This window comes from Stenotrophomonas sp. Br8 (assembly GCF_014763005.1).
In the GTDB taxonomy this organism is placed as follows: domain Bacteria; phylum Pseudomonadota; class Gammaproteobacteria; order Xanthomonadales; family Xanthomonadaceae; genus Stenotrophomonas; species Stenotrophomonas lactitubi.
In genome coordinates, this window is the sequence record NZ_JACGTN010000025.1 from 32819 (window position 1) to 54201 (window position 21383).

Below are 21383 nucleotides of genomic sequence, written 5' to 3' on the forward strand. Positions count from 1 at the left end.
CACAGCGTGCGGACGGCCACCATGGCCTTCTCGGTAGCGTTCATGGCCACTTCGCCCCCAGGCTCTTGGCCAGCGGCTCCATCAACGCTGCCAGCTTCGCGAACTGGGCCAGCGCCTCGGCGTGCTGTGCCTCCGGCGAGATCAGGTAGCGCTCGATCAGGTAGTGGATCGGCGTGACGTCCTTCGTCTCGGCGATGTAGCGCTCCAGGTCGTCGATCGACAGGCCGCGCGGCTTGCCGCCACTGTCGCAGCCGGCCAGCTTCTCGCTCAGCTTCGACGGGGCCATGTCGAGCCGGCCAGCAATGGCCGTGACACCGGCGCCCGCATACACCTGAGTGGCGATGTGCTCACGCAAGGACCTGTTGCGCGCCACCCCGTCGTCATAGGTAATTGTTAGGCTTTTCATGCAGTTATCCCGTGGGTGGGAATGCCGGGGTCAACGTGTTCCCCTGCGTTCCCCTGACTGGTTCTGAAAATGGCCGCATCCCCAAATCGGAATGCAGCCCTGTGAAAAAGACTCAGCCGGCCTTGGCCGACGTACTGACGCTCACGCCCATGTGCGGAAAGCTGTTTGTGGTGAAGCGGGTCGGCGACACGGTTGAGGCCAGGCCGACGCGGAAGCCGGTGCCGAAGCCACCCGGTGCGCCCAGCGCGGTGATCCCCTTCCCTACCCGCGCGCGGTAAGCGGCCATGTCAGGCCCCTTCAACTCCAGTAGCCCCAACGACATCGACGGATCGCTTGCGGCGCCGGCCAGCCTTCCGCTTGGCCAGTGCGACCAAGGCGGTGCCGGTTTCATAGGAGGGGGTGACTACCCTCCGTCGGATCCGGTTGATCGTGGTCTGGTTAACGTTCAGCGCGACAGCAATGGCCTGTTCGGTCATGCCGCCGGCCACGAGAGCAGCGATGGCGTCGGATGGGTTCATGGCAGCGATTATGCATCGTTGCATCGCTCAGTCAATGCATCGTTGCATTCGACCCGACGGACGGTCATGCCGGACCATTCCGGCATGACTTACCTCGCCAAGAACCTGCGCTATCTAGCGCGCAAGGCTGAAATCAAACAGGCCGCCCTCGGCGAGCGGCTGGGTGTCCAGCAATCAACCGTGCAACGGATCATGAGCGGCGCGACAGAGTGGCCGCGGCTGGACAGCCTTCTTGCCATCACCGAGTACTTCCACTGCTCGCTGGACGAGCTCGTTCACCAGGACATGGAGAACGCAGGTGGCCCGTCTCAGCCGGTGGGATTCAGCGATGCAACCATGGCTCAGGCGGTAGAACTGCTGCACATGTTGGCCGAGCTTCGGCCAGACGATCAGCGCTTCCGCAAGGTGTCATGGCGAGCAATCCAGGTCACAGCCAAGGCCATTACTAAGGCCGAGGGCTCGCAGAAGGATGCTGTGCGCATGATTTTGGAGGAACTGCTTCAGGAGTAGAGCCGTGGCGCTGGACCCAATCGCGTTGAAGACTCTGGCAATCGAACTAGCCGCGGCCCTGCCCCCGGCTCCCCCCGACAGCAACGTCGGTGCCCCCCTTGACCGGTCACCGCGAGCGCGGAAAATCCGGGCGATCCAACGTATTGCAGATGCCCACTGCTGGCACTCTGCCATCACGCACTTCCTTGATACGAAGGACGCCGAGTACATCTCGGACCTGGCAGACCCGCAGCTGGATGATCTTCTTGACCGCATGAACGGCTACGTAGACGCAGCCTCCATGGGCTGCAGCCTGGCGGACAGCCTCCCGGCCTACTGAAAGAGGGGGCCATTGCCCCCTCCATTCCCGCTCCAGCTAAACAGACACCTACCGTTCGTCGGCAAATTAGCATTTGATGCATCTTTGCATTGACATGTAAATGCATTCTTGCATAATCACCCCGTCGGCCCACCCGGGCCATGCAGACGGGGCTCTACATGTTCGAGAACCTGCCAAGGAACACCACGCGGTCAGGCTACCAGGGCCTGCGATCGCACCTGCGGTGCCAGGACGAGAGCCGGGAAGAGCGCGGCCTGCCGCTGCACCCGGTCAACGGCTGGGCCACGTGCCCCGACTGCCTGGGCACCGGCGAGCACGCCCACAACGACAGCGGCACCGGTGATCCTCAGCGGGATTCTGGCGTGGCCTGCGGTCGCTGCTGCGGCGAGGGCGAACTGGCCGATGGCCTGATCGACCCGCTGGTGCTGGTGGCGAAGTACCGCAAGGGCCGCTTCAGCTGGGCCATGAGCGCCCGCCGGGCCGCTGACCGCCGCCACTACTACGACCTGTACCGCCTGCGCGCCATGCGCCCCTGCAGTGGGCTGCTGTTGGCCGACATGCAGGCCAGTGCGCAGATCTGCGCCGACGACACCGACCGAGCCGTGAAGGCCATGCAGGTGGCGGCATGAGCGCGCACACCACCACGGAGCGCGTGCACATCAGTGATGTCCGCGCTGGGGACACTGTGTCGCACAACGGATGCCTCCGCACGGTCTGCCGCTCTGATATCAAGCGCGGCTTCATGGGCATCACCCTCTTCGGTGACAGCTACCGGCTGGGCCTGACCCCCGTGGAAAAGGTGACGTTCAATCGCCCGACCGGGATTCCTGCCGACAGTGAAGGCGGTGCCGCATGACCGCCGCCCATCGCTACGCGCTGCGCCATCTGGCGTTCTACGGCTTCTTCTTCTGCCTCGGTGTGCTGGCGACCGTCACCGCACAGGCGGTGTTCGCATGAAGCACTTCGAACGTCTGGATGCGGCCTTCGCCGAGCAGTTCGGCGGCCTTCCCCCCATCACCCCGCCCGCTGGCCCAGCCGACCTGGTGGCCACCGACTGCACTGGCCTGCTGCTGGGCAACGCGGATATCGAGATGAACAACCGCGAGGCGATCTACGGCCTGTGCGTGGAGGAAACCCCCGATGAGTAAGCGCCTTCGCATCGCCTGGGCCGCCGTCGCGCTGGTCGCGGCCGTGGTCGTGCCGCTGCGCATCGCCGAGATCCACCAGGCCCACGCCGACCGCGATGCCGCGAAAGCCCGCTGGGCCAGCACCAGCAGCGTGCGCGGCTGACCGCCACTGACTTCCCGCCGGCGCGGCCGGCTCCTACGAGAGGCACCACCGATGTTCCAACTCGATCAACACGATGCGGTGTTCTCGCATCTGAACCTGCGGAAGGAAAAGCACGGCGACGAAGACGCGGCCGCTGCGGACCTGAAATTCACCCTCACCGCTCAAAACACGATCCTCGACACGATCGATCCCAACATCGTGCGGGCGTTCTGGAAGAAGGCCGAGAAGGGCCAGCAGCAGTCGCTGCCGATGGAAGGCAGCACCGACCTGGTGGCGCTGAACCTGCCGCTGCTGGGCGAGCAGGACATCACCGGGAAGTTCGAAGGGTACGAGCTGAACATCGGCTCCCTGATGGACCACATCGAGCCGGTGTTCTTCGCCGACGCCAAGGTGAAAAAGATCACCTGGAAGCCGCTCGAAGGCGGCAGCGTGGCCATGGGCTTCACCGTCGCGGTGCTGCTGGACGAAAACGAAGACGCCGAGCTGATCTCTGCATGGCGCCGCGGTGATGTGCGCCTGACCCTCACGCCGCCCAGCGCGCCCGCGCAGCAGGAAGACCTGGCCGCGTAACGCATTCCCCCGCCCGCCCCCTGCGGGTGCCTGCGCCGGCCAGGCCTTCCACAAAGCCGGCATCTATCCAACGAGAGAAAAGGGATTTGCCATGTTGAACATCAACGAAGAAGAACTGAAGGCCGGGATCATCTCGCAAGCCGCAGACCAGATCGTCAGAAACGATGAAGATCTGTCCGGCATCGTCGCCAAGGAAGTGGGCAGGCGCATCAACGCCATCTTTGTCGATCGCGTCGAGGCGCAGATCCAGGCCGCGATCGATGCCGCAGTGAATAACGCGTTCGACGAAGAGTATCAGCGGGTCACCCAGTGGGGTCAGCCCGATGGCCCGTCGACCACTGTCCGCAAGCAGCTGGAGAAGATCGTCAGCGGCTACTGGTCCGCCAAGGTCGATGCCAAGACTGGCAAGCCGTCGACCAGCGACTACTCCAGCGTGACCCGCGCCGAATACCTGATGACCACGATCTGCGCCGAGGACTTCAGCGCCGCGATGAAGAAGAGCGCGCTCAACGTGACCGGTGCCCTGAAGGATGGCCTGCGCAACCAGATCGGCCAGCAGATGGACGTGATCCTCAACGAGCTTTTCAGGGTCAAGAGCCTGCAGGACCAGGGCAAGGTCGAGAAGCCCTACTGAACCCCGCAAGGACGCACCCGCCCGCCCGGCGGCGGCTCCGAGAGCCGGGCACCTATTCCACCTACCAGCAGAGCAGCCATGAACCAGATCGTCACCATCGAGGATTCGGTCTACGGCACCAAGGATTCCTTCGCCTCGGTGCTGACTGATCGCTCCATCAACTTCGACCGCGAGGCGGAGTTCGCCCTGCAGACGCTGTACGGCAACGACTACGCGATGAAGATCGCGATGCAGAACAGGGCGTCGGTCATCGCCGCGGTCGTCAACATCGCGGCCATCGGCATCAGCCTCAACCCGGCAAAGAAGCAGGCCTACCTGGTGCCGCGCGACGGCAAGATCTGCCTCGACATCAGCTACATGGGCTTGATGGATCTGGCCATCGACTCGGGGTCGATCCGCTGGGGACAGGCCGAGCTGGTCTACGCCAACGACACGTTTGGCCTCAACGGCATCGACCAGCAGCCGACCCATATCCGCAACCCGTTCGCGAAGGATCGCGGCGAAGTGGTGGGCGTGTACGTGGTGGTGAAGACCGCCGACGGCGACTACCTGACCGACGCCATGTCGGTGGACGAAATCAACGCCATCCGCGACCGCTCGTCGGCGTGGAAGGCTTGGGTCTCGAAGCAGAAATCCTGCCCGTGGCTGACCGATTGGGGCGAGATGGCGAAGAAGACCGTCGTGAAGCGCGCCTACAAGTACTGGCCAAAGACCGAGCGCCTGGACACCGCGATCCACCACCTGAACACCGATGGCGGTGAAGGGCTGGCCGTGATCGAAGGTCAGCAGGTCCCGGCCAATCGCGCAGCCCTGCCACCGCCGGATGACACCCCGGAGCGGCTGGAGCTGTACGCCAGCCTGCAGGACATCGCCAGCGGCGGCGTCGATGCGCTCGGCGAAGCGTGGTCGAAGTTGACCAAGGCGCAGCGCACGATGATCGGTCAGGCCGGTCTGGAAGCGCTGAAGGCTGAGGCTGAAAAGGCAGGCGCCGAGGTGATCGACAGTAATGGCCGGCCCACCATAGTCGAGATGATCGACCGCGATATCGAGCGCAGGGAGGCTGCGGGATGCGCCTGATTCATTGCGACCAGGGCAGCGACGCCTGGCACAACGCCCGCGCCGGGGTGATCACCGCCAGCATGTTCGCCACCGCGCGCTCGCGTGTGGGCGAGCTGACCGACCAGCAGCGCGCCTACGTGGATTCGGTGCTGGCCGGGATGGCGCCCAAGGCTGCGGCCGAGGCGGCCAGCTACAAGGCCGTGCCGAAGTCAGCTGTGATCGAGAAGGCTCTGGCCGGTGAGCCCATCGGCGACTTCAGCGAGGCGGCGAAGAACTACGCGTTCCGGCTGGCGATCGAGCGCATCAGCGGCCAACCGCTGGATGAGGGTTTCGAGACCTACGCCATGCGCCGTGGCCACGAACTGGAACCGTTCGCCCGTGCTGAGCATGAGGTGCAGTCCGGCCTGCTGGTGAGGCGCGCCGGGTTCGTCCTGAGCGACTGCGGCAACTACGGCTGCTCAGCGGACGGGTTCATCGGCGATGCCGGCGGGTCTGAGTACAAGTGCTTCATCAACCCGGAGAAGCTGCGCGCCTTCCACATCGATGACGACGCCAGCGAGGTGTTCGAGCAGGCGCAGGGGTGCATGTGGTTGACCGACCGCGAGTGGTGGCACATCGGCCTGTACTGCCCGGCGCTGGCATCGGCAAACCGCCAGCTGTGGTGGCGCCGCTTCGACCGCGACCAGGCGTTCATCTCCAAGATGCGCGCCGACCTGGAGCAGTTCCGGCAGATGGTCGATGGGTTCGAGCAGAGCCTGCGCGCTGTTGATCACCAGCAGGTGGCAGCGTGAGCGGCCGGCGCGCAGGGGTGACGGCTGCCATGCGCAAGCCAATCCCGCCCCATATCACCGCCCGCGACCTGGCGCGCCGCTACGTGCACGAAGACGGCAAGAGCCTGGGCGATCTGTCCGCCGCGTGGGGCTGCAAGACCTTCAGCGTGTGGCGCGTGTTCCAGCGCACCGACCGGCCGCTGCAGCCGCACCACATTGAGGGCGTCATCACCGCGCTGCAGCTGGACGAGTTCGACGCCAACGACCTGCGCCTGCGTGCAGCACGCGAGGCCGGTTGGAACATCGACCCGCAGTTCGTGGGAGCCGGCGCATGAAGACCTGCAAGAAGTGCGCGGCCCGGCTGCCGCTGCGGTTCTTCCCGCTGGTCAACGGCAAGGCCACCGCCGCGTGCGCGCCCTGCCGCAATGCCGAGCGCCGCCTGCACGACCCGCTGAAACCCCTGCGCGCCGATCCGCTGCAGGTCGAACTGAACAACCACGTCAATCTCTGGTTCGGCCCTGTGCGGCGCGAGCCTTTCAGGAGCCACGCATGATCGAGCAAATCGCAATCGCAGCAACCGGCGTCACGGCCATCTGGCTGACGCAGTCGAAGAGCACGCAGGTCCGCCGCTTCGCCTGCCTGTTCGGGCTGGCGGGCCAGCCGTTCTGGTTCGCATCGGCGATCACCGCCGAGCAGTGGGGCATCGTCGTTCTGTGCTGCTTCTACACCGTGGCATGGGCGCGTGGCGTCTGGAACAACTGGCTGTCTCCGAAGCGAAAGGGCGCGGACGGCTTGACGCGTGGGCAGAGGGCGCTGAAGCAAGCCCACGGAACACCCGAGGCGTTCGCCAATGCCGTATTGCGGGCGGTGGGCGAAATCAGCGTGGATGAAGCGCACACGGCGATCAACAAGTACCGCGCCGAATGGGAGGCCGCATGACCAGCATCCACGTACAGCCGACCTTCGACCTGGCCACGCAGGCCGAGAAGAACCGCCAGCGGGCGGAGATCGACGCGGACATTGCGCGCTTCGAAGCAGCGGGCGGCAAGGTCCAGAAGCTCGGCAACAGCCCCATCGACCGATCCACCATCACCCGCCGCGAGGTGGTCGAGGGTGGCCACCGCAGCCGCACGAAGCAGGGAGCACGCGCATGACCACCGACAAGACCCCCGCCACCCTGGCTGTCGATGTTCTGGCGGTGATGGATGCGATGAGCGCGTGGGCTCGGCTCCGAGTTGATCCGGATTGGACGGTCAAGACTGACGATGCCCGCGCCGCAGTCGCAGAGCTGATCGAGGCAGTCGAGGCTGAGCGAAAAGGCGATTACTTCGATAGCGAAGTTGAACTTTGGTCCGAATTCAGTATTCGCCGTCGCAGGCAAAAGGAACGTGTTTCATCCGCCCTCGCCCGCGTCAAAGGAGAATCAGCATGAGCAACGACAAGACCCTGGCGACCGTGAAGCACGGCGGATGCGTGCAGTTGGGAAGTGGGGCTGAGAAGCCGCCACAGGAGCTTCCTAAACTGATCGTCACCCGTGGCGATGGAATACCCCTTCCTGATCAGGCAGCGGCCATTGAGGAATTCAAGCGACAGTGCCTGCGACGCGTTGAAGCCGAGTATCCGCACCTCTCCGCCCAGCCCTCCCCGGCAACGTGTAAGGAAGGCTTACAGGTTCAGCCCTCCCCGGGTGGTCAGGGGGATGCGTGGGACATTGCCGAACTTGTGCGCACTGACCTTGACCGCCAATCGTGCCCGGACGCCTACATGCGGATCGCGATGGAGTCGGTGGTCAAGCACCTCGCCGCCCGCCAGCCGGTGTGCGCAACCGTAAAGGATTCCTTGACCGTTGGCGGTGGGCAGCCGGTGGGGGAGACGGTGGCCGTCCGGGTCACCCCGGGCATGCGCGCAGCCTTCCGCAGGGCGTACCGCGAGGGTGGCTTCTGGGCTGACCGTTTGGACACCGCGCTTGACGCGATGATGCGTGCCGCCCCGCCCGCGCAGGCCGTGGGCCTGGCCGAGTTCAAAGCCCTCTATCGAGCCTACGTGCTCCTGCTGGAATCTGGTCGGGATCGCATCATCGATCTTGGCGGCACCTGCGATCCGGTCGACGTGATGGAAGCCAACGACATCGACTTGCAGGCAGCGCGGCGCGTGATCGACAGCCTGGCGGTGGGCAAATGAGCTGGTTCAGCCGCAAGAGCAAGGGTCCCGCCTCGCTGGAAGAAGCGATCATAAGGGCCAAGGCCAACGTGAGCGCGCACCTGCACACTCTACCCATCGATGTGGTGGAGCACGTTACCGAGTATCGGGACGGCAGGCGCGACTCGCGGAATGACACCAACGGTCACCACAGCATGCGCAAGTGGCTGCAGACGCTCAAAGACCTTCGGGAACGCGTTGACTATCTGGAGCAGGCTGAGGCGAAGCGGAATCAGATCGCCGCCCACCTGGGGCTGCCTCCTGCCACTCTGGATATGGATGGCCTGTTGCGTCTTCTGCATGAGGCCGACAATCACGCAGGAAGCAAACCGGAGCCGACCAATGGCTGACCAGCTGCTCACCACCGCGCTCACGTGGGGCATCGCCGGATCGCTGTTCCTGCTGGTGGCCGGCGCCTTCTGGCTGGCGATGCAGGCATACCGCGCCGCACGCGCAGGGCTGCGCTGGTGCTGGCGGAGGTGCGCTCATGGCCACTGAAGTGTGGTGCGAACTGGTCTGCGCACGCTGCTCCCGCACCTGCTACGGGCGGCATACCTACAACGGGCGCGTGCCCAGGAAGGAACTGAAGGCCGAGGCCAGGTCCGCAGGTTGGACGTTCAACCGGGAAGACGAAGCGCACTGCAAGGCCTGCACCGAAGCAATCGCGCGCGAGGACAACGGCAATGGGTGACCAGCTTTTCCACCGCGAACCGCGCCGCATGAAGCAGCCGGCCAAGGACGTGCTGCGCGAGCAGCTGGCCGTCGCCGCGGATCGAATCATTGAGCAGGCCGAGGAAATCCAGCGCCTGCGCGACGCCGCAAACCAGGCAACCGAGCAACTGCGCGCTGCGCTGGCCACGAACTGAAGGAGGACAACATGCCGCCGAAGAACATCCGCGAAATCACCGTCGCCGAACTGCACGCTGACCTGCAACCGATCGAGGTTGTCGCCGTGCGTACCAGCCTCGGCCAGTCTTCAATCTATCGACGCATGAAGGAAGGCACCTTCCCGCACTCGTACAAGATCGGAGCGCGTGCGGTATGGTTGAAAGAGGACATCGACCGCTTTATCGCCGAAGTGACGAATCCACAGAATGTGGGTGAAAACATGGGGCAAGCGGCGTAGAAAAGAAAAAAGCCACTGTTTCCAGTGGCTTAGTTCTGAACTTGGCGGAGCGAGAGGGATTCGAACCCTCGATAGAGCTTTTGACCCTATACTCCCTTAGCAGGGGAGCCCCTTCAGCCGCTCGGGCATCGCTCCGGGGTTTTCTCCGCGTCTGGTGCGTTGCACCTCAGCGGGGCGTGAATCATAACGTTAATCACGCGCGAAGGTAAAGCCTTATTCCGCAGAATTTTCACCACCGGTGCTGCCGGCTTCGTCACCACGCTGGATGCGCTGGTAGATCTCTTCGCGATGCACAGCGACGTCCTTCGGCGCAGTGATGCCGATACGCACCTGGTTACCCTTGACGCCAAGCACGGTGACGCTCACCGAGTCACCGATCATCAGGGTTTCGCCGACGCGGCGAGTCAGGATCAACATTTTTTTAAGTCTCCATGGAACCGTGTGGAAGGGTATCCCCCACCGGCTTGACGCTCCGTCAAGAAGCGCGCCCACGACAAAGGGAAAAGATTCGCAATGGTACCGTCAGCCGTCCCGCTCCTACAAGGAGGGGGACGGCAAGGGTTCATCACAGGCGGGGGCTGACCCATTCGACGACCGCAGCCAGCGCGGTGGCAAGGGCGGGCCCGTCCTCGCCACCACCCTGGGCGAGGTCCGGGCGTCCGCCGCCCTTGCCCCCGATCTGACCGGCGATATGGGACAACAGTTCCCCGGCCTTGACCTTGCCCATTGCACTGCCGTTCACGCCCGCGACCAGGGCTGCCTTGCCGTCCTGGGCACCGGCCAACACGATCACCGCATTGCCCAGCTGCTGCTTCAGGCGGTCCATGGCATCGCGCAGGGCCTTGGCATCGAAGCCTTCCAGGCGGACGGCCAGGACCTTCACGCCGGCGACCTCGACGGCCTGGCCGGACAGATCAGCCGTGGCGCCGGCAGCGACCTTGGCCTTCACGGCCTCCAGCTCGCGCTCCAGCTGCTTCTGGCGCAGGCCCAGCGCACGGATCTTTTCGACCACGTCGGCTGCGCTGCCACCCAGCAGTTCAGCGGCCTCGGCCAGGCGTGCCTCCTCGGCGTCCACGTAGTCCAGCGCGCCCTGGCCGGTGACGGCCTCGATACGACGCACACCGGCCGATACACCGCCCTCGGAGGTGATCTTGAACAGACCGATGTCACCGGTCCGGTTGACGTGGGTACCACCACACAGCTCGGTGGAGTAGTCACCCATCTTCAGCACGCGCACGTTCTCGCCGTACTTCTCGCCGAACAGGGCCATCGCGCCGAAGTCCAGCGCCTCCTGCATGCCCATGTTGTGTACTTCAACAGCATTGTTGACGCGCACCTGCTGGTTGACCTTGCGCTCGATGATCGCCAGTTCCTGGGCGCTGATCGGCTGGAAATGCGAGAAGTCGAAGCGCAGGCGGTCCGGCGCCACCAGCGAGCCCTTCTGCTGCACGTGGGTGCCCAGCACTTCGCGCAGGGCGGCATGCAACAGGTGGGTGGCCGAGTGGTTGAGGATGGTGGCGCCACGGCGCTCGCCATCAACCTGACCGGACAGCACATCACCGATCTTCAGGCTGCCCTGGGTGAGCTTGCCGACATGGCCATGGAACTGGCCTGCGAACTTCTGGGTGTCGCTCACCTGCATCTGCACGCCGGCAGCGGACAAGGTGCCCGTGTCGCCGACCTGGCCGCCGGACTCGGCGTAGAACGGGGTCTGGCTGGTCAGCACGATGACCTCGTCACCGGCCTGCGCAGCGTCCACCGGGCGGCCATCCTTGAGGATCGCGACCACGCGGAGGTCGTCGGCCTGCAGGCGGTCATAGCCGAGGAAGACGGTCGGCTTGAGCGTGGCGACCAGATCGGCCGACAGCGTCACGCCACCACCGAACTTGCCGGCGGCACGCGCGGTCTCACGCTGCGTCTCCATCGCGGCGTTGAAGCCGTCGATGTCCACGGTCAGGTCACGCTCGCGGGCGATGTCCTGGGTCAGGTCGAGCGGGAAGCCGTAGGTGTCGTACAGGCGGAAGGCGTCCACGCCCGGAATCACGCCATTGCTGACCTTGGCGGCGACGTCGTCGAAGATCTTCATGCCCGAGTCGAGTGTTTCAGCGAAACGCTCTTCTTCGGCCTGCAGTGCACGCACGACGGTATCGACCTGCGCCGGCAGTTCCGGATAGGCCTCGCCCATCTGCTCGACCAGGGTCGGCACCAGCTTGCTGAAGAACGGCTGGCGCACGCCCAGCATCCAGCCGTGTCGCAGCGCGCGGCGGATGATACGGCGCAGCACATAGCCGCGGCCTTCGTTGGACGGCAGCACGCCATCGACGATCAGGAACGAACAGGCGCGGATATGGTCGGCGATCACCCGCAGCGACTTGTTTTCCAGATCGGCGGTGCCGGTCAGTTCCGATGCCTTGCGGATCAGCGCCTGGAACAGGTCGATCTCGTAGTTGGTATGCACGTGCTGCAGGATCGCGGCCAGGCGTTCCAGGCCCATGCCGGTGTCCACGCACGGCGCCGGCAGCGGCATCAGCGTGCCGTCCTGCTGACGATCGAACTGCATGAACACCAGGTTCCAGATTTCGATGAAGCGGTCGCCATCTTCGTCCGGCGAGCCCGGGGGGCCACCGGCGATATGGTCACCATGGTCGTAGAAGATCTCGGTGCAGGGACCGCACGGACCGGTATCGGCCATCTGCCAGAAGTTGTCCGAGGCGAAAGGCGCACCCTTGTTGTCGCCGATGCGAACGATGCGTTCTTCCGGAATGCCGATCATGTCGCGCCACAGCGCGTAGGCCTCGTCGTCGGTCTGGTAGACCGTGACCAGCAGGCGCTCGGCGGGCAGCTTCCAGACCTGGGTCAGCAGCTCCCAGGCCCAGGCGATCGCATCCTTCTTGAAGTAATCGCCGAAGGACCAGTTGCCCAGCATTTCGAAGAAGGTGTGATGGCGGGCGGTGTAGCCCACCTGGTCGAGATCGTTGTGCTTGCCGCCGGCACGCAGGCAGCGCTGGACGTCGGCCGCGCGCACGTAGCTGCGCTTCTCCGCGCCCAGGAACACGTCCTTGAACTGCACCATGCCGGAGTTGGTGAACAGCAGGGTCGGATCGTTGCCCGGCACCAGCGGCGCCGACGGCACGATGGTGTGGCCTTTGCCCTTGAAGAACTCAAGGAAGTCGCTGCGGATCTGGGATGTCGTGAATTTGGCGGATGCGTTCATGGGGGCTGGCAGTCTGCGGGCCGGGGCCCGTGCCGCCGGCCGCAGTGGCCAGGGTCGAACGGACCGCCGAAACCCCCAAGGGTATCAGGCCCGGCGCCATCAGTCTCAGTCGTCCGGATCGTAACGGGTCGCACGGCGGATGCTGTCGCCATCAAAGCCCCGGCGAGCCAGCAGATCGGCGGCCTTGCGACGCTGCGCCAGGTCCTGCGGGCCAGCCTCACCGAAGCGGCGACGAACCAGATCCCGGGCGTTCTCCGTCCAGTCGCCTTCAAAGGTCTCCATGGCGGCAGCGATCTGCTCGCTGTCCAGTCCATGGGTGCCCAGTTCGGCACGCACATGGATGGGGCCGTAGCCGGTATTGGCGCGCATGCGCACCAGATTCTCGGCAAACCGGGTGTCGTCCTGCCAGCCAGCCTCGGTCAGCTTGTCGACCGCGGCCTGCGCCGCCTCGCCCTCGATACCCCGGGAGGTCAGCTTGCGGGTCAATTCCTTGCGCGAATGCTCACGCCGCACCAGCAACCCCAGGGCACGCTGGACGGGGGTCTGTTCGCGTACGCGGCGCTTGCGGCCGGGTTCCGGGGCGTCGGAATCGTTCATGCTCGCCTTCAATCAAATGCGCCGTCCCTGGCGCGTCCCCCGTCGGGGAAACCGAATCTGCAGGACAGGGCGACGTCACTGACGGCGCCGCCCTGCCCCACAGCAAGCCTTACTCGTCGTCGCCTTCGTCTTCGCCTTCCTCACGGACGGCTTCGGTCGGCTGGAACTTTTCGCGCAGCTCGGCCTCGAGCTTGGCCGCAACCTGCGGGTTGTCGCGCAGATAGCCACGGGCGTTGTCCTTGCCCTGGCCGATGCGCTCTTCACCGTAGCTGTACCAGGCACCGGCCTTCTCGACCAGCTTGGCCTCCACGCCCATATCGATCAGTTCGCCTTCACGGCTGATGCCCTCGCCGTACAGGATCTCGGTGATGACCTGCTTGAACGGCGGAGCCAGCTTGTTCTTGACGACCTTGATCTTGGTCTGGTTGCCGATGATCTCGTCGCCCTTCTTGATCGCACCGATACGACGAATGTCCAGGCGCACCGAAGCGTAGAACTTCAGCGCGTTGCCGCCGGTGGTCACTTCCGGGCTCTGGCCCGGCATCATCACGCCGATCTTGTGACGCAGCTGGTTGATGAATACCACCAGCGTATTGGAACGCTTGATGTTGCCGGTCAGCTTGCGCAGTGCCTGGCTCATCAGACGGGCCTGCAGACCTGGCAGCTGGTCGCCCATCTCGCCTTCGATTTCAGCCTTCGGGGTCAATGCGGCCACCGAGTCGACCACCAGGATGTCGACCGAGCCGGAGCGGACCAGCATGTCGGCGATTTCAAGCGCCTGCTCACCGGTATCCGGCTGCGACAGCAGCAGATCGTCAACGTTGACGCCCAGTTTGCCTGCGTAGATCGGGTCCAGCGCGTGCTCGGCATCGATGAAGGCGGCCGTACCGCCCAGCTTCTGGCACTCGGCAATGGCCTGCAGGGTCAACGTGGTCTTGCCGGAGGATTCCGGTCCGTAGATTTCAACCACGCGGCCCTTGGGCAGGCCACCAATGCCCAGTGCGATATCCAGCATCAGAGAACCGGTCGGAATCGCCTCGACGGGCTCGACCACACGGTCGCCCATGCGCATCACCGAGCCCTTGCCGAACTGCTTTTCGATCTGGCCCAGAGCTGCAGCGAGGGCGCGCTTCTTGTTCTCGTCCATCGGATTGGTCCTTGCAGAGGTCACGTCGTTGGAGGTGCTGTCTTTGGAAGTCTTCTTGGCCATGGGTTCACTTTAAGGCTGGCGTATCGCACAGGCTGAGATTCTGCCCGGCGTTCGGAAAAAAATTATCGGACATCCGTACCAACCTCAGCAGAACCAGAGAATCGCCACAAAAGACCGCGGGAATTGCAGGGTGAATCGTCAACGGTTCGGTCGCAGCAGCCCGCAGTACAGGCCCTCGATCGAGAAATCCTGGTCAGGAAGCACGTCGATCGGTTTGTAATCGGGATTGCGCGGCAGCAACCGGATCCGGTCCTTGGCGATCTTCAACAGCTTGACGGTGATCTCGTCATCGATGCGGGCCACCACGATCTGCCCCGAATGGGCGTCACGAGTGCGGTGCACACCGATCAGGTCGCCATCGAAGATGCCTTCGTCGATCATCGAGTCGCCCTGCACCTTCAGCAGGTAGTCCGGCGCCGGCGAGAAGAACACCCGGTCCAGCACCACGAAATCATCCGAGCCGATGTCGGCGCCGATCGGCAGACCCGCCGCGACCCGTCCCAGGATCGGCAGGCGCAGGACGCTGTCGGGCAGGCCCGGCTCGGCAACCTTCTCCACCGGTGGTGCCTGCACCAAGCGGATGCCGCGTGCCTGGCCAGGTACGCGGCGGATCGCCCCGGCCTGCTCCAGCGCCTCCAGGTGGTACTGCGCTGCTCGCACCCCCTTGAAGCCGAAGGCACGTGCGATTTCAGTCTGCGAAGGGGGCGCCCCTTCGCTCTCGATACGCTCGGCGATCAACTGCAGGATCGCCTGCTGGGTGTCGGTCAGGTCCATGATTAGTAGTATTACTACTAACGCCTGGGACTGCAAGTGCCGGGAGCGACAAGGCGAAAGCAGTCGACCAGCGGTCGGCTCTACAGGAATCGCTGCGCGATTCCGCGGTTCCTGGTGGGAACCGCCGCGGCAGGCACACTACGTGTGCTTGCCGCTGCGCCAGATCGAGAACAGGATCCACACCCCGCAGAACCCTGCGCCGATGAAACCGCACACGCCCAGCGCCAGCAGCCAACGGCTGGAGACGCCGCCTACGCTGTGCATCACGATCGAAGAACCGATGATCAGGGCCGCAGTGACGATGCCCATCACCATCCGGTTCGCGGCGCGATTGACCTGGTCGCCGAAGCCCTGCAGCGCGCTGGTCTCGACCTTCAGCTGCAGGCGGCCCCGGCGCGCAGCCTGCACCAGCTTGCGCAGATCCCGCGGCAGTTCACCGGCAAAGTCGATCATGCCCAGCAGACTGCGGCGGCCACGCTTGAACAGCGCCCGCGGCGCATAGCGCTGCAGTACCACCCGCTCCAGGAACGGGCGTGCTGCGCTGGCCATGTCGAAGTCCGGGTCGAGCTGGCGGCCCATGCCCTCCAGGGTCAGGAAGGCCTTGATCATCAATGCCAGATCTGCCGGCAGGGTCAGGTTGTAGCTGCGCAGCAGCTGGGTGATGTCGCCCAGCATCAGGCCGATCCGCAGGTCCTTCAGCGGCACGCCACGGTACTGGTCGACGAACAGGCTGATGTCGTGCTGCAACCGGTTCTCGTCCACTTCCACGCCACCCGCCCAGTCCAGCAGCACATCGGCCACGCCCTGCGGGTCCTGTTCCACCAGACCATGCAGCAGCTGCGCGACCTGGAAGCGGCGCACCTCCGACAAGGCGCCGACCATGCCGAAATCGATCACACCGATGCGGCCATCGCGCAGGTAGATGATGTTGCCCGGGTGCGGATCGGCGTGGAAACTGCCGTCCTCCAGCACCATCTTCAATACGATGTCGGCACCACGCCCGGCCAGTTCACGGCGGTCGAGTCCGGCCGCATCGACACCGGCCAGATCACGTCCCGCAATGCCGTCGACGAAGTCCTGCACGTTCAGGCTTTCGCAGGTCCATTGCCAGTGCACCGCCGGAATCAGGATGTCGTCCCGCCCTTCGAAGTTGCGTGCGATGCGCTCGGCATTGCGGCACTCCGCGGCGAAATCCAGCTCGCGCCGCAGCGACACGGTGAACTGCTGCACCACCTCGGCGGGCCGGTAGCGGCGCAGATCCGGCAGGCGGGCTTCGACGATCTCGGCCAGCCGTGCCAGCAATCGCAGATCGGCTTCAACCACGTCACGGATACCGGGACGACGCACCTTCAACACCACTTCGCGGCCATCGCGCAGCCGCGCACGATGGGCCTGGGCCAATGAAGCAGCGGCCATCGGGGTTTCATCAAGGAAGGCGAACACCTGCGACGGCGGTGCACCGAGGTCGGCCTCCAACTGGTCGCGGATCTTCTCGTAGGGCAATGCAGGGACCGCGTTCTGCAGCTCGGAGAGTTCGGCGATCCAGTCCGGCGGCAGCAGGTCGACGCGGGTGGCGAGCACCTGGCCCAGCTTCACGAAGGTCGGCCCGAGATCCTGCAGGGCGCTGCGCACGCGTACCGGCGCAGTCATCCGCAGCATTTCCTGCCGTTCCTCGTTCCAGTGCAGCAGGCGGCCGGTACGTTCCAGCACCGTGGCCAGGCCGATGCGCCGCACGACGTCGCCGAAGCCGTAGCGGATCAGGACGGCGGCGATTTCCTGCAGCCGACCAAGGTCACGGACAGTGCCCAGCGTCTCCCACATCGTTGCCTACTCCGGTTGATTGCCGGAGCAGCATGTCACAGCTGGGCGTCGATACCGTGCAATGCCGCCGCTACGGTTTGCCGGCGGATGGCTTCACGGTCACCGTCGAACTGGAACAATTCGGCACGGGCATAGCCGCCGCGGCGCTTCCAGCCGATCCAGACACTGCCGACCGGCTTGTCCGGGCTGCCACCGCCCGGCCCTGCGATACCGGTCACTGCCACCGCGATGCCGGCGCCGGAATTGACCAGCGCCCCGGACACCATCTCCAGCACGGCTTCGCGGCTGACCGCACCGAACTGCTCCAACGTCTGCGCGCGCACGCCGAGCAGGCGCTGCTTGGCTTCGTAGCTGTAAACCACCATGCCACAGTCGAAGAACGCCGAGGAACCGGCGATGTCGGTCATGCACTTGGCGATCCAGCCACCGCTGCAGCTTTCAGCAGTCACCAGCTGCAGCGAAGCCTGCTGCAGGCGCTGGCCCAGCGCAGCGGCCTGGGCGTTGAGTTCGGTGTCGGTCGGGAAGGACATCGGGGTAGCTGAAAGGTGAAGAACCTGCACGTTGTACCGCAGATCGCAAGGTGGTGTCGCGGCACGGGGCCGCAGGAACTGCCGGCCAGCGGCCGGCACTACCTCACCATTCGGGCAGCTTTTCCGGCAGCAGGGCCCGGATCGGCTCGCCATCGGCGCTGGCCGCCAGCTTCTCGGCCTCGGCGATGGGAAGATCGACCTGCAACAGCCAGCCTTCTTCATCGGCCTGTTCACTGCGGACCACTTCCAGCTGGTGCAGGCGCGCGCGCAGACGGCCGGCACTGGGCGGCAGGCGCAGCTCGCCGGTGACGTGCTGCAGACCCAAGCGCTTGCCGAGCACGGCCTGCAGCAGCTCGATGCCCTGCCCGTCGCGTGCGGAAATCCACACCCGCTCACGCCGCGATTCATCCGGCACGCCGTCCTGGCCATCGTGGCGAACGTCGGCACCCTCGATGCGGTCGATCTTGTTGAACACCAGCAACTGCGGCAGGTCGCCAGCACCGACGGCGGTCAGCACTTCGTCGACCTGGGCGATGCGCTCCTCGCGGTGCGGATCGGCGGCATCGACAAGGTGCAGCAGGAAATCCGCTTCCCGCGCTTCAGACAGGGTCGAGCGGAAGGCCGCCACCAGGTCATGCGGCAGGTCGCGTACGAAACCCACCGTATCGGCCAGGACGACGTTGCCACCGGGCACGGCGATCCGGCGCACGGTCGGATCCAGGGTCGCGAACAACTGGTCAGCCGCATAGGCCTCGGCGCCGGTCATCGCATTGAACAAGGTCGATTTGCCGGCATTGGTGTAGCCCACCAGGGCCACGCGCGGCAACTCGCTGCGCACACGCGCACGGCGCATCTGGGTGCGCTGTACTTCGACTTTTTCCAGCCGCTTCTGCAGCTGTTCAACCCGCTTCTGCAGCAGGCGACGATCGGTTTCCAGCTGGGTTTCACCCGGGCCGCGCAGGCCGATCGAACCACCACGCTGGCGCTCCAGATGGGTCCAGCCGCGCACCAGCCGTGTCGCCATATGGCGCAGCTGGGCCAGCTCGACCTGCAGCTTGCCTTCATGGCTGCGCGCACGCTGGGCAAAGATGTCCAGGATCAGACCGGTACGGTCGATAACCCGGCGCTCCAGGAAACGTTCCAGATTGCGTTCCTGACCCGGGCTCAACGCGTGGTTGACCAGGATCAGGTCTGCGCCGGTTGCTTCGGCGGCGGCCTTGATCTCATCCAGCTTGCCGCTGCCGAGCAGGGTCGATGGGTTCGGGCGATCCAGGCGCGCGGTGATGGTCACCGCGATGCTGGCCCCAGCCGAGCGGGCCAGATCACCGAATTCTTCCAGCACATCGTCTTCCAGCTTGCCAAAATGCGGCTGGATCAACAGGGCGTGTTCGCCCTTTTTCGAGCGGTCAAACATTCACCGCTCCAACATCATTCGTCTGCTTCATCACCCGCCTGACCATCCTCACCTGATTGCACGTACCCACCACCCGGGCCGACCTTGACGTTGCGCGCCGGCACCACGGTGGAAATGGCGTGCTTGTAGACCATCTGGCTGACGGTGTTGCGCAGCAGGACCACGAACTGATCGAACGATTCGATCGTGCCCTGCAGCTTGATGCCGTTGACCAGGTACACCGAAACCGGCACGCGCTCGCGCCGCAGTGCATTCAAGAAAGGATCCTGCAGCGATTGCCCCTTGGACATTGCACACTCCTGATTATTGTTCTTATTGGTAGCCGGCGGTTGCCGCGGCCCCCGAGCCGCTTGCCGGCCCATGATGGTACACGGCCAGCGTCGGTTCAGCGTGCAACGAAGGTCGACACCGCGCCTGCCAGGCGCTCCCCATCCATATGGGGGTCGAACCAGCGCGCATCAAGCTCGCCGCGCAGCCAGGTCAGCTGGCGCTTGGCCAGTTGCCGGGTGGCGAAAATGGACTTGTCACGGAAGCGGGCCTCGTCCCCCTCGCCGTCCAGGTACTCCCAGGCCTGGCGATACCCGACCGCGCGGACGGCTGGCAGGTCCAGCGGCGTGGCGACCGCCTGCATGTCCGGCAACGCACGCAGCGCGCGCACTTCATCGAGAAAGCCCTGGGCGAGCATGGCGTCGAAGCGCGCCTCGATGCGCTGGTGCAGCACGGCGCGGTCGCGCGGCGCCAGAATCAGCTTCAATGTACGCACCGGCAACGGGGCGACGCCGGGGCGACGCTGCCATTCACTGATCGGCGTGCCGGTCAGGCGGTAGACCTCCAGCGCCCGCTGGATGCGTTGCGGATCGGTGGCATGGATGCGTGCAGCGGCGGCGGGATCGACGGTGGCAAGTTCGGCATGCAGGGCGGCCCAGCCACGCTCGGCAGCCTCGGCGCTCAGCACGTCGCGCATCGCCGGGTCTGCTTCCGGCATCGGCGACAGTCCCTCCAGCAGCGCACGGAAGTACAGGCCCGTGCCGCCGGCCAGAATCGGCGTCTTGCCCCGGGCGACGATGTCGGCCACCACGCGGCCGGCATCGGCGGCGAACTCGGCGGCCGAATAGGTCTGCCAGGGATCGCGCAGGTCCAGCAGGTGGTGCGCTGCCTGCGCGCGTTCGCCGGCATCAGGCTTGGCCGAACCGATATCCAGCCCGCGATAGACCAGTGCCGAATCGACGCTGACGATTTCACCATCCAGCTGCTGCGCCAGCGCGATCGCGGTGGCGGTCTTGCCGCTGGCGGTCGGGCCCATCACGGCGATCGCCAGCGGCCGCTGATCGACTGCCATCAGTCTTCGTCCGGCCAGCGAAGGGTCGGCTTGGCATCCCCCCGGACAGCGGGCACCGCGTCGACCGCCTGCCAGACCTTCAAGGCATCGACCGTCGCCGCCACATCGTGCACGCGCACGATGCGGGCACCGCGCTGCACGGCGATGAGGTGTGCGGCCACGGATGCAGCGACCCGCTCTGCCGGCGACTCGCGACCGGTCAGCTCGCCCAGGCTGCGTTTGCGCGACAGCCCGGCCAGCATCGGCACGCCCAGCTCGAGAAAGCGCTCGGCGCGGGCCAGCAGGGTGATGTTGTGCGCGGTGCTCTTGCCGAAGCCGAAGCCAAGATCGATCAGCAGATTCTTCCTGGCGATGCCGGCCATCTCGGCGGCGAACAAGCGCTGCACCAGGAAGCCATGCACCTCGGTGACGACATCGTCGTACTGCGGGTCGGCCTGCATGTGGCCCGGCTCGCCCTGCATGTGCATCAGCACCACTGGCACGCCGGTGTCTGCCGCGGCCTCCAACGCGCCATCCTGGCGCAGGCCGAAGATGTCGTTGATCATCCCGGCCCCTGCAGCCACTGCGGCACGCATCACCTCCGGCTTGAAGGTGTCGATGCTGATCGGCACCGATGTGCGCGCCGCCAGCTGCTCGATGACCGGGACGACACGACGCAGCTCTTCGTCGATCGACACCGGCGCCGCGCCCGGGCGGGTGGATTCGCCGCCGATATCGAGCAGGTCGGCGCCCTCCTCCACCAGCTTCAGGCCGTGCGCGACCGCCGCTTCGGTGGTGTCATGGGCACCGCCGTCGGAGAACGAATCCGGGGTGACGTTGACGATCCCCATGACCCGGGCACGGTCCAGGCGCAGGATGCGACCGGCGCAATCGAGCTGGGGAGAGATATCGAACATGGCAGATCCTGCGGGCAACGAAGGTTAGTTTACGGCGGCAGGGCTGCGCCCTGCACCCGCAGAGGCCAGGGCTGGAGCAACAGCAACAGCGGCATTCCGTGGGATGGCGGGGCACTGTGGGTTTCCAGCGCACCACCAATGCGCTCGACGCTGTCGGCGCGGTCCCATTCGTCGCGCGCCTTCCAAC

The 21383-nt window shown here is 65.2% G+C and carries 34 protein-coding genes and 1 tRNA gene; 21 read left to right on the top strand and 14 right to left on the bottom strand.

The window, feature by feature from the left end; genetic code table 11:
* Positions 1 to 40: 40 nt before the first annotated feature.
* Both H3005_RS19965 and H3005_RS19970 read right to left on the bottom strand, forming a co-directional pair.
* On the bottom strand, positions 41 to 406 hold the full coding sequence (locus H3005_RS19965) for a hypothetical protein (RefSeq protein WP_191078874.1): 366 nt from the start codon (positions 404 to 406) through the stop codon (positions 41 to 43).
* Between the two features lie 112 nt (positions 407 to 518).
* Positions 519 to 692, bottom strand: a complete 174-nt coding sequence (locus tag H3005_RS19970) for a hypothetical protein (RefSeq protein ID WP_191078875.1) — start codon at positions 690 to 692, stop codon at positions 519 to 521.
* Between H3005_RS19970 and H3005_RS19975 the strand changes: the two genes are divergently transcribed.
* The 21 genes from H3005_RS19975 (at position 691) to H3005_RS20075 (ending at position 9401) form a co-directional block, all read left to right on the top strand.
* Complete coding sequence (locus H3005_RS19975) at positions 691 to 1434, top strand: helix-turn-helix transcriptional regulator (protein WP_191078876.1); 744 nt, start codon at positions 691 to 693, stop codon at positions 1432 to 1434. The genes H3005_RS19970 and H3005_RS19975 overlap by 2 nt on opposite strands.
* Positions 1435 to 1438: 4 nt before the next feature.
* Entirely contained in the window at positions 1439 to 1753 is a 315-nt protein-coding gene (locus H3005_RS19980; RefSeq protein WP_191078877.1) for a hypothetical protein, read from the top strand.
* Positions 1754 to 1911: 158 nt separating this feature from the next.
* Positions 1912 to 2382, top strand: coding sequence for a hypothetical protein (locus H3005_RS19985; protein ID WP_191078878.1), 471 nt, complete (start codon positions 1912 to 1914; stop codon positions 2380 to 2382).
* The gene (locus tag H3005_RS19990; protein WP_191078879.1) at positions 2379 to 2609 is read left to right on the top strand and encodes a hypothetical protein; all 231 of its coding nucleotides are present in this window, start codon (positions 2379 to 2381) and stop codon (positions 2607 to 2609) included. Before H3005_RS19985 ends, H3005_RS19990 begins: the two co-directional genes overlap by 4 nt.
* A 97-nt stretch (positions 2610 to 2706) precedes the next feature.
* A complete protein-coding gene (locus H3005_RS19995; RefSeq protein ID WP_191078880.1) occupies positions 2707 to 2901 on the top strand; it encodes a hypothetical protein in 195 nt (64 codons plus the stop codon).
* On the top strand, positions 2894 to 3043 hold the full coding sequence (locus H3005_RS20000; RefSeq protein ID WP_191078881.1) for a hypothetical protein: 150 nt from the start codon (positions 2894 to 2896) through the stop codon (positions 3041 to 3043). The genes H3005_RS19995 and H3005_RS20000 overlap by 8 nt, the downstream gene beginning before the upstream one ends.
* A 51-nt stretch (positions 3044 to 3094) precedes the next feature.
* Positions 3095 to 3613, top strand: coding sequence for a hypothetical protein (locus H3005_RS20005; protein ID WP_191078882.1), 519 nt, complete (start codon positions 3095 to 3097; stop codon positions 3611 to 3613).
* 91 nt (positions 3614 to 3704) lie between these two features.
* Positions 3705 to 4247, top strand: a complete 543-nt coding sequence (locus tag H3005_RS20010) for a hypothetical protein (RefSeq protein WP_191078883.1) — start codon at positions 3705 to 3707, stop codon at positions 4245 to 4247.
* Between the two features lie 78 nt (positions 4248 to 4325).
* A complete protein-coding gene (locus H3005_RS20015) occupies positions 4326 to 5324 on the top strand; it encodes a recombinase RecT (RefSeq protein ID WP_191078884.1) in 999 nt (332 codons plus the stop codon).
* The gene (locus tag H3005_RS20020) at positions 5315 to 6097 is read left to right on the top strand and encodes a lambda exonuclease family protein (protein WP_191078885.1); all 783 of its coding nucleotides are present in this window, start codon (positions 5315 to 5317) and stop codon (positions 6095 to 6097) included. Before H3005_RS20015 ends, H3005_RS20020 begins: the two co-directional genes overlap by 10 nt.
* Positions 6098 to 6126: 29 nt before the next feature.
* Positions 6127 to 6411 (top strand): hypothetical protein, encoded by a 285-nt coding sequence (locus H3005_RS20025; RefSeq protein ID WP_223880362.1) that lies wholly within the window; start codon positions 6127 to 6129, stop codon positions 6409 to 6411.
* A complete protein-coding gene (locus H3005_RS20030; RefSeq protein WP_191078886.1) occupies positions 6408 to 6629 on the top strand; it encodes a hypothetical protein in 222 nt (73 codons plus the stop codon). Before H3005_RS20025 ends, H3005_RS20030 begins: the two co-directional genes overlap by 4 nt.
* Positions 6626 to 7015, top strand: coding sequence for a hypothetical protein (locus H3005_RS21005; RefSeq protein WP_223880363.1), 390 nt, complete (start codon positions 6626 to 6628; stop codon positions 7013 to 7015). Before H3005_RS20030 ends, H3005_RS21005 begins: the two co-directional genes overlap by 4 nt.
* Complete coding sequence (locus tag H3005_RS20040; RefSeq protein WP_191078887.1) at positions 7012 to 7230, top strand: hypothetical protein; 219 nt, start codon at positions 7012 to 7014, stop codon at positions 7228 to 7230. The genes H3005_RS21005 and H3005_RS20040 overlap by 4 nt, the downstream gene beginning before the upstream one ends.
* Complete coding sequence (locus H3005_RS20045; protein ID WP_191078888.1) at positions 7227 to 7508, top strand: hypothetical protein; 282 nt, start codon at positions 7227 to 7229, stop codon at positions 7506 to 7508. The genes H3005_RS20040 and H3005_RS20045 overlap by 4 nt, the downstream gene beginning before the upstream one ends.
* Complete coding sequence (locus H3005_RS20050; protein ID WP_191078889.1) at positions 7505 to 8257, top strand: hypothetical protein; 753 nt, start codon at positions 7505 to 7507, stop codon at positions 8255 to 8257. Before H3005_RS20045 ends, H3005_RS20050 begins: the two co-directional genes overlap by 4 nt.
* On the top strand, positions 8254 to 8625 hold the full coding sequence (locus tag H3005_RS20055) for a hypothetical protein (protein ID WP_191078890.1): 372 nt from the start codon (positions 8254 to 8256) through the stop codon (positions 8623 to 8625). Before H3005_RS20050 ends, H3005_RS20055 begins: the two co-directional genes overlap by 4 nt.
* On the top strand, positions 8618 to 8773 hold the full coding sequence (locus tag H3005_RS20060) for a hypothetical protein (protein ID WP_191078891.1): 156 nt from the start codon (positions 8618 to 8620) through the stop codon (positions 8771 to 8773). Before H3005_RS20055 ends, H3005_RS20060 begins: the two co-directional genes overlap by 8 nt.
* Entirely contained in the window at positions 8763 to 8966 is a 204-nt protein-coding gene (locus tag H3005_RS20065) for a hypothetical protein (protein WP_164235899.1), read from the top strand. Before H3005_RS20060 ends, H3005_RS20065 begins: the two co-directional genes overlap by 11 nt.
* Positions 8959 to 9141, top strand: coding sequence for a hypothetical protein (locus H3005_RS20070; protein WP_191078892.1), 183 nt, complete (start codon positions 8959 to 8961; stop codon positions 9139 to 9141). Before H3005_RS20065 ends, H3005_RS20070 begins: the two co-directional genes overlap by 8 nt.
* A gap of 11 nt (positions 9142 to 9152) precedes the next feature.
* Positions 9153 to 9401: an AlpA family phage regulatory protein gene (locus tag H3005_RS20075; protein WP_191078893.1), complete on the top strand. Its 249-nt coding sequence runs from the start codon at positions 9153 to 9155 to the stop codon at positions 9399 to 9401.
* Between the two features lie 42 nt (positions 9402 to 9443).
* Here the strand turns inward: H3005_RS20075 and H3005_RS20080 are convergent.
* The 12 genes from H3005_RS20080 to folP all read right to left on the bottom strand — a co-directional run bounded on the left by H3005_RS20080 (position 9444) and on the right by folP (position 21196).
* Positions 9444 to 9536, bottom strand: a tRNA-Ser gene (locus H3005_RS20080).
* Positions 9537 to 9614: 78 nt separating this feature from the next.
* Positions 9615 to 9818 carry a carbon storage regulator CsrA gene (gene csrA, locus H3005_RS20085; RefSeq protein WP_025878924.1) on the bottom strand — a complete coding sequence of 68 codons (204 nt, stop codon included), beginning with the start codon at positions 9816 to 9818 and terminating at the stop codon, positions 9615 to 9617.
* Between the two features lie 148 nt (positions 9819 to 9966).
* Positions 9967 to 12615, bottom strand: coding sequence for an alanine--tRNA ligase (gene alaS / locus H3005_RS20090; RefSeq protein ID WP_191078894.1), 2649 nt, complete (start codon positions 12613 to 12615; stop codon positions 9967 to 9969).
* 105 nt (positions 12616 to 12720) lie between these two features.
* Positions 12721 to 13212, bottom strand: a complete 492-nt coding sequence (gene recX, locus H3005_RS20095) for a recombination regulator RecX (protein WP_099820106.1) — start codon at positions 13210 to 13212, stop codon at positions 12721 to 12723.
* Positions 13213 to 13321: 109 nt separating this feature from the next.
* Entirely contained in the window at positions 13322 to 14359 is a 1038-nt protein-coding gene (gene recA, locus H3005_RS20100) for a recombinase RecA (protein ID WP_180167630.1), read from the bottom strand.
* 201 nt (positions 14360 to 14560) lie between these two features.
* Complete coding sequence (gene lexA, locus H3005_RS20105; RefSeq protein WP_089240271.1) at positions 14561 to 15196, bottom strand: transcriptional repressor LexA; 636 nt, start codon at positions 15194 to 15196, stop codon at positions 14561 to 14563.
* A gap of 138 nt (positions 15197 to 15334) precedes the next feature.
* Positions 15335 to 17017, bottom strand: coding sequence for a 2-polyprenylphenol 6-hydroxylase (gene ubiB / locus H3005_RS20110; RefSeq protein WP_191078895.1), 1683 nt, complete (start codon positions 17015 to 17017; stop codon positions 15335 to 15337).
* A 35-nt stretch (positions 17018 to 17052) separates the two neighbouring features.
* Positions 17053 to 17547 (bottom strand): CinA family protein, encoded by a 495-nt coding sequence (locus tag H3005_RS20115; protein ID WP_100552146.1) that lies wholly within the window; start codon positions 17545 to 17547, stop codon positions 17053 to 17055.
* 103 nt (positions 17548 to 17650) lie between these two features.
* Positions 17651 to 18961, bottom strand: a complete 1311-nt coding sequence (gene hflX, locus H3005_RS20120) for a ribosome rescue GTPase HflX (RefSeq protein WP_089240267.1) — start codon at positions 18959 to 18961, stop codon at positions 17651 to 17653.
* Between the two features lie 14 nt (positions 18962 to 18975).
* Positions 18976 to 19251, bottom strand: a complete 276-nt coding sequence (hfq, locus tag H3005_RS20125; RefSeq protein WP_025878916.1) for an RNA chaperone Hfq — start codon at positions 19249 to 19251, stop codon at positions 18976 to 18978.
* Positions 19252 to 19346: 95 nt separating this feature from the next.
* Entirely contained in the window at positions 19347 to 20300 is a 954-nt protein-coding gene (gene miaA, locus H3005_RS20130) for a tRNA (adenosine(37)-N6)-dimethylallyltransferase MiaA (protein WP_191078896.1), read from the bottom strand.
* Positions 20300 to 21196 carry a dihydropteroate synthase gene (folP, locus tag H3005_RS20135; protein WP_191078897.1) on the bottom strand — a complete coding sequence of 299 codons (897 nt, stop codon included), beginning with the start codon at positions 21194 to 21196 and terminating at the stop codon, positions 20300 to 20302. The genes miaA and folP overlap by 1 nt, the downstream gene beginning before the upstream one ends.
* Positions 21197 to 21383: the final 187 nt, after the last annotated feature.

What these genes read in the sequence shown, in the direction of transcription:
- recX (WP_099820106.1), bottom strand. Translation starts at nt 13,212, where the DNA reads ATGAACGATTCCGACGCCCCGGAACCCGGCCGCAAGCGCCGCGTACGC.
- H3005_RS20050 (WP_191078889.1), top strand. Translation starts at nt 7,505, where the DNA reads ATGAGCAACGACAAGACCCTGGCGACCGTGAAGCACGGCGGATGCGTG.
- H3005_RS20115 (WP_100552146.1), bottom strand. Translation starts at nt 17,547, where the DNA reads ATGTCCTTCCCGACCGACACCGAACTCAACGCCCAGGCCGCTGCGCTG.
- lexA (WP_089240271.1), bottom strand. Translation starts at nt 15,196, where the DNA reads ATGGACCTGACCGACACCCAGCAGGCGATCCTGCAGTTGATCGCCGAG.
- H3005_RS20065 (WP_164235899.1), top strand. Translation starts at nt 8,763, where the DNA reads ATGGCCACTGAAGTGTGGTGCGAACTGGTCTGCGCACGCTGCTCCCGC.
- folP (WP_191078897.1), bottom strand. Translation starts at nt 21,196, where the DNA reads ATGTTCGATATCTCTCCCCAGCTCGATTGCGCCGGTCGCATCCTGCGC.
- H3005_RS20030 (WP_191078886.1), top strand. Translation starts at nt 6,408, where the DNA reads ATGAAGACCTGCAAGAAGTGCGCGGCCCGGCTGCCGCTGCGGTTCTTC.
- H3005_RS19975 (WP_191078876.1), top strand. Translation starts at nt 691, where the DNA reads ATGTCAGGCCCCTTCAACTCCAGTAGCCCCAACGACATCGACGGATCG.
- H3005_RS19990 (WP_191078879.1), top strand. Translation starts at nt 2,379, where the DNA reads ATGAGCGCGCACACCACCACGGAGCGCGTGCACATCAGTGATGTCCGC.
- H3005_RS21005 (WP_223880363.1), top strand. Translation starts at nt 6,626, where the DNA reads ATGATCGAGCAAATCGCAATCGCAGCAACCGGCGTCACGGCCATCTGG.
- H3005_RS20000 (WP_191078881.1), top strand. Translation starts at nt 2,894, where the DNA reads ATGAGTAAGCGCCTTCGCATCGCCTGGGCCGCCGTCGCGCTGGTCGCG.
- H3005_RS20015 (WP_191078884.1), top strand. Translation starts at nt 4,326, where the DNA reads ATGAACCAGATCGTCACCATCGAGGATTCGGTCTACGGCACCAAGGAT.
- H3005_RS20005 (WP_191078882.1), top strand. Translation starts at nt 3,095, where the DNA reads ATGTTCCAACTCGATCAACACGATGCGGTGTTCTCGCATCTGAACCTG.
- H3005_RS19995 (WP_191078880.1), top strand. Translation starts at nt 2,707, where the DNA reads ATGAAGCACTTCGAACGTCTGGATGCGGCCTTCGCCGAGCAGTTCGGC.
- H3005_RS20025 (WP_223880362.1), top strand. Translation starts at nt 6,127, where the DNA reads ATGCGCAAGCCAATCCCGCCCCATATCACCGCCCGCGACCTGGCGCGC.
- H3005_RS20055 (WP_191078890.1), top strand. Translation starts at nt 8,254, where the DNA reads ATGAGCTGGTTCAGCCGCAAGAGCAAGGGTCCCGCCTCGCTGGAAGAA.
- H3005_RS19970 (WP_191078875.1), bottom strand. Translation starts at nt 692, where the DNA reads ATGGCCGCTTACCGCGCGCGGGTAGGGAAGGGGATCACCGCGCTGGGC.
- alaS (WP_191078894.1), bottom strand. Translation starts at nt 12,615, where the DNA reads ATGAACGCATCCGCCAAATTCACGACATCCCAGATCCGCAGCGACTTC.
- hflX (WP_089240267.1), bottom strand. Translation starts at nt 18,961, where the DNA reads ATGTTTGACCGCTCGAAAAAGGGCGAACACGCCCTGTTGATCCAGCCG.
- H3005_RS19985 (WP_191078878.1), top strand. Translation starts at nt 1,912, where the DNA reads ATGTTCGAGAACCTGCCAAGGAACACCACGCGGTCAGGCTACCAGGGC.
- hfq (WP_025878916.1), bottom strand. Translation starts at nt 19,251, where the DNA reads ATGTCCAAGGGGCAATCGCTGCAGGATCCTTTCTTGAATGCACTGCGG.
- H3005_RS20040 (WP_191078887.1), top strand. Translation starts at nt 7,012, where the DNA reads ATGACCAGCATCCACGTACAGCCGACCTTCGACCTGGCCACGCAGGCC.
- H3005_RS19965 (WP_191078874.1), bottom strand. Translation starts at nt 406, where the DNA reads ATGAAAAGCCTAACAATTACCTATGACGACGGGGTGGCGCGCAACAGG.
- H3005_RS20045 (WP_191078888.1), top strand. Translation starts at nt 7,227, where the DNA reads ATGACCACCGACAAGACCCCCGCCACCCTGGCTGTCGATGTTCTGGCG.
- csrA (WP_025878924.1), bottom strand. Translation starts at nt 9,818, where the DNA reads ATGTTGATCCTGACTCGCCGCGTCGGCGAAACCCTGATGATCGGTGAC.
- H3005_RS20010 (WP_191078883.1), top strand. Translation starts at nt 3,705, where the DNA reads ATGTTGAACATCAACGAAGAAGAACTGAAGGCCGGGATCATCTCGCAA.
- ubiB (WP_191078895.1), bottom strand. Translation starts at nt 17,017, where the DNA reads ATGTGGGAGACGCTGGGCACTGTCCGTGACCTTGGTCGGCTGCAGGAA.
- H3005_RS20075 (WP_191078893.1), top strand. Translation starts at nt 9,153, where the DNA reads ATGCCGCCGAAGAACATCCGCGAAATCACCGTCGCCGAACTGCACGCT.
- H3005_RS20060 (WP_191078891.1), top strand. Translation starts at nt 8,618, where the DNA reads ATGGCTGACCAGCTGCTCACCACCGCGCTCACGTGGGGCATCGCCGGA.
- H3005_RS20070 (WP_191078892.1), top strand. Translation starts at nt 8,959, where the DNA reads ATGGGTGACCAGCTTTTCCACCGCGAACCGCGCCGCATGAAGCAGCCG.
- H3005_RS20020 (WP_191078885.1), top strand. Translation starts at nt 5,315, where the DNA reads ATGCGCCTGATTCATTGCGACCAGGGCAGCGACGCCTGGCACAACGCC.
- miaA (WP_191078896.1), bottom strand. Translation starts at nt 20,300, where the DNA reads ATGGCAGTCGATCAGCGGCCGCTGGCGATCGCCGTGATGGGCCCGACC.
- recA (WP_180167630.1), bottom strand. Translation starts at nt 14,359, where the DNA reads ATGGACGAGAACAAGAAGCGCGCCCTCGCTGCAGCTCTGGGCCAGATC.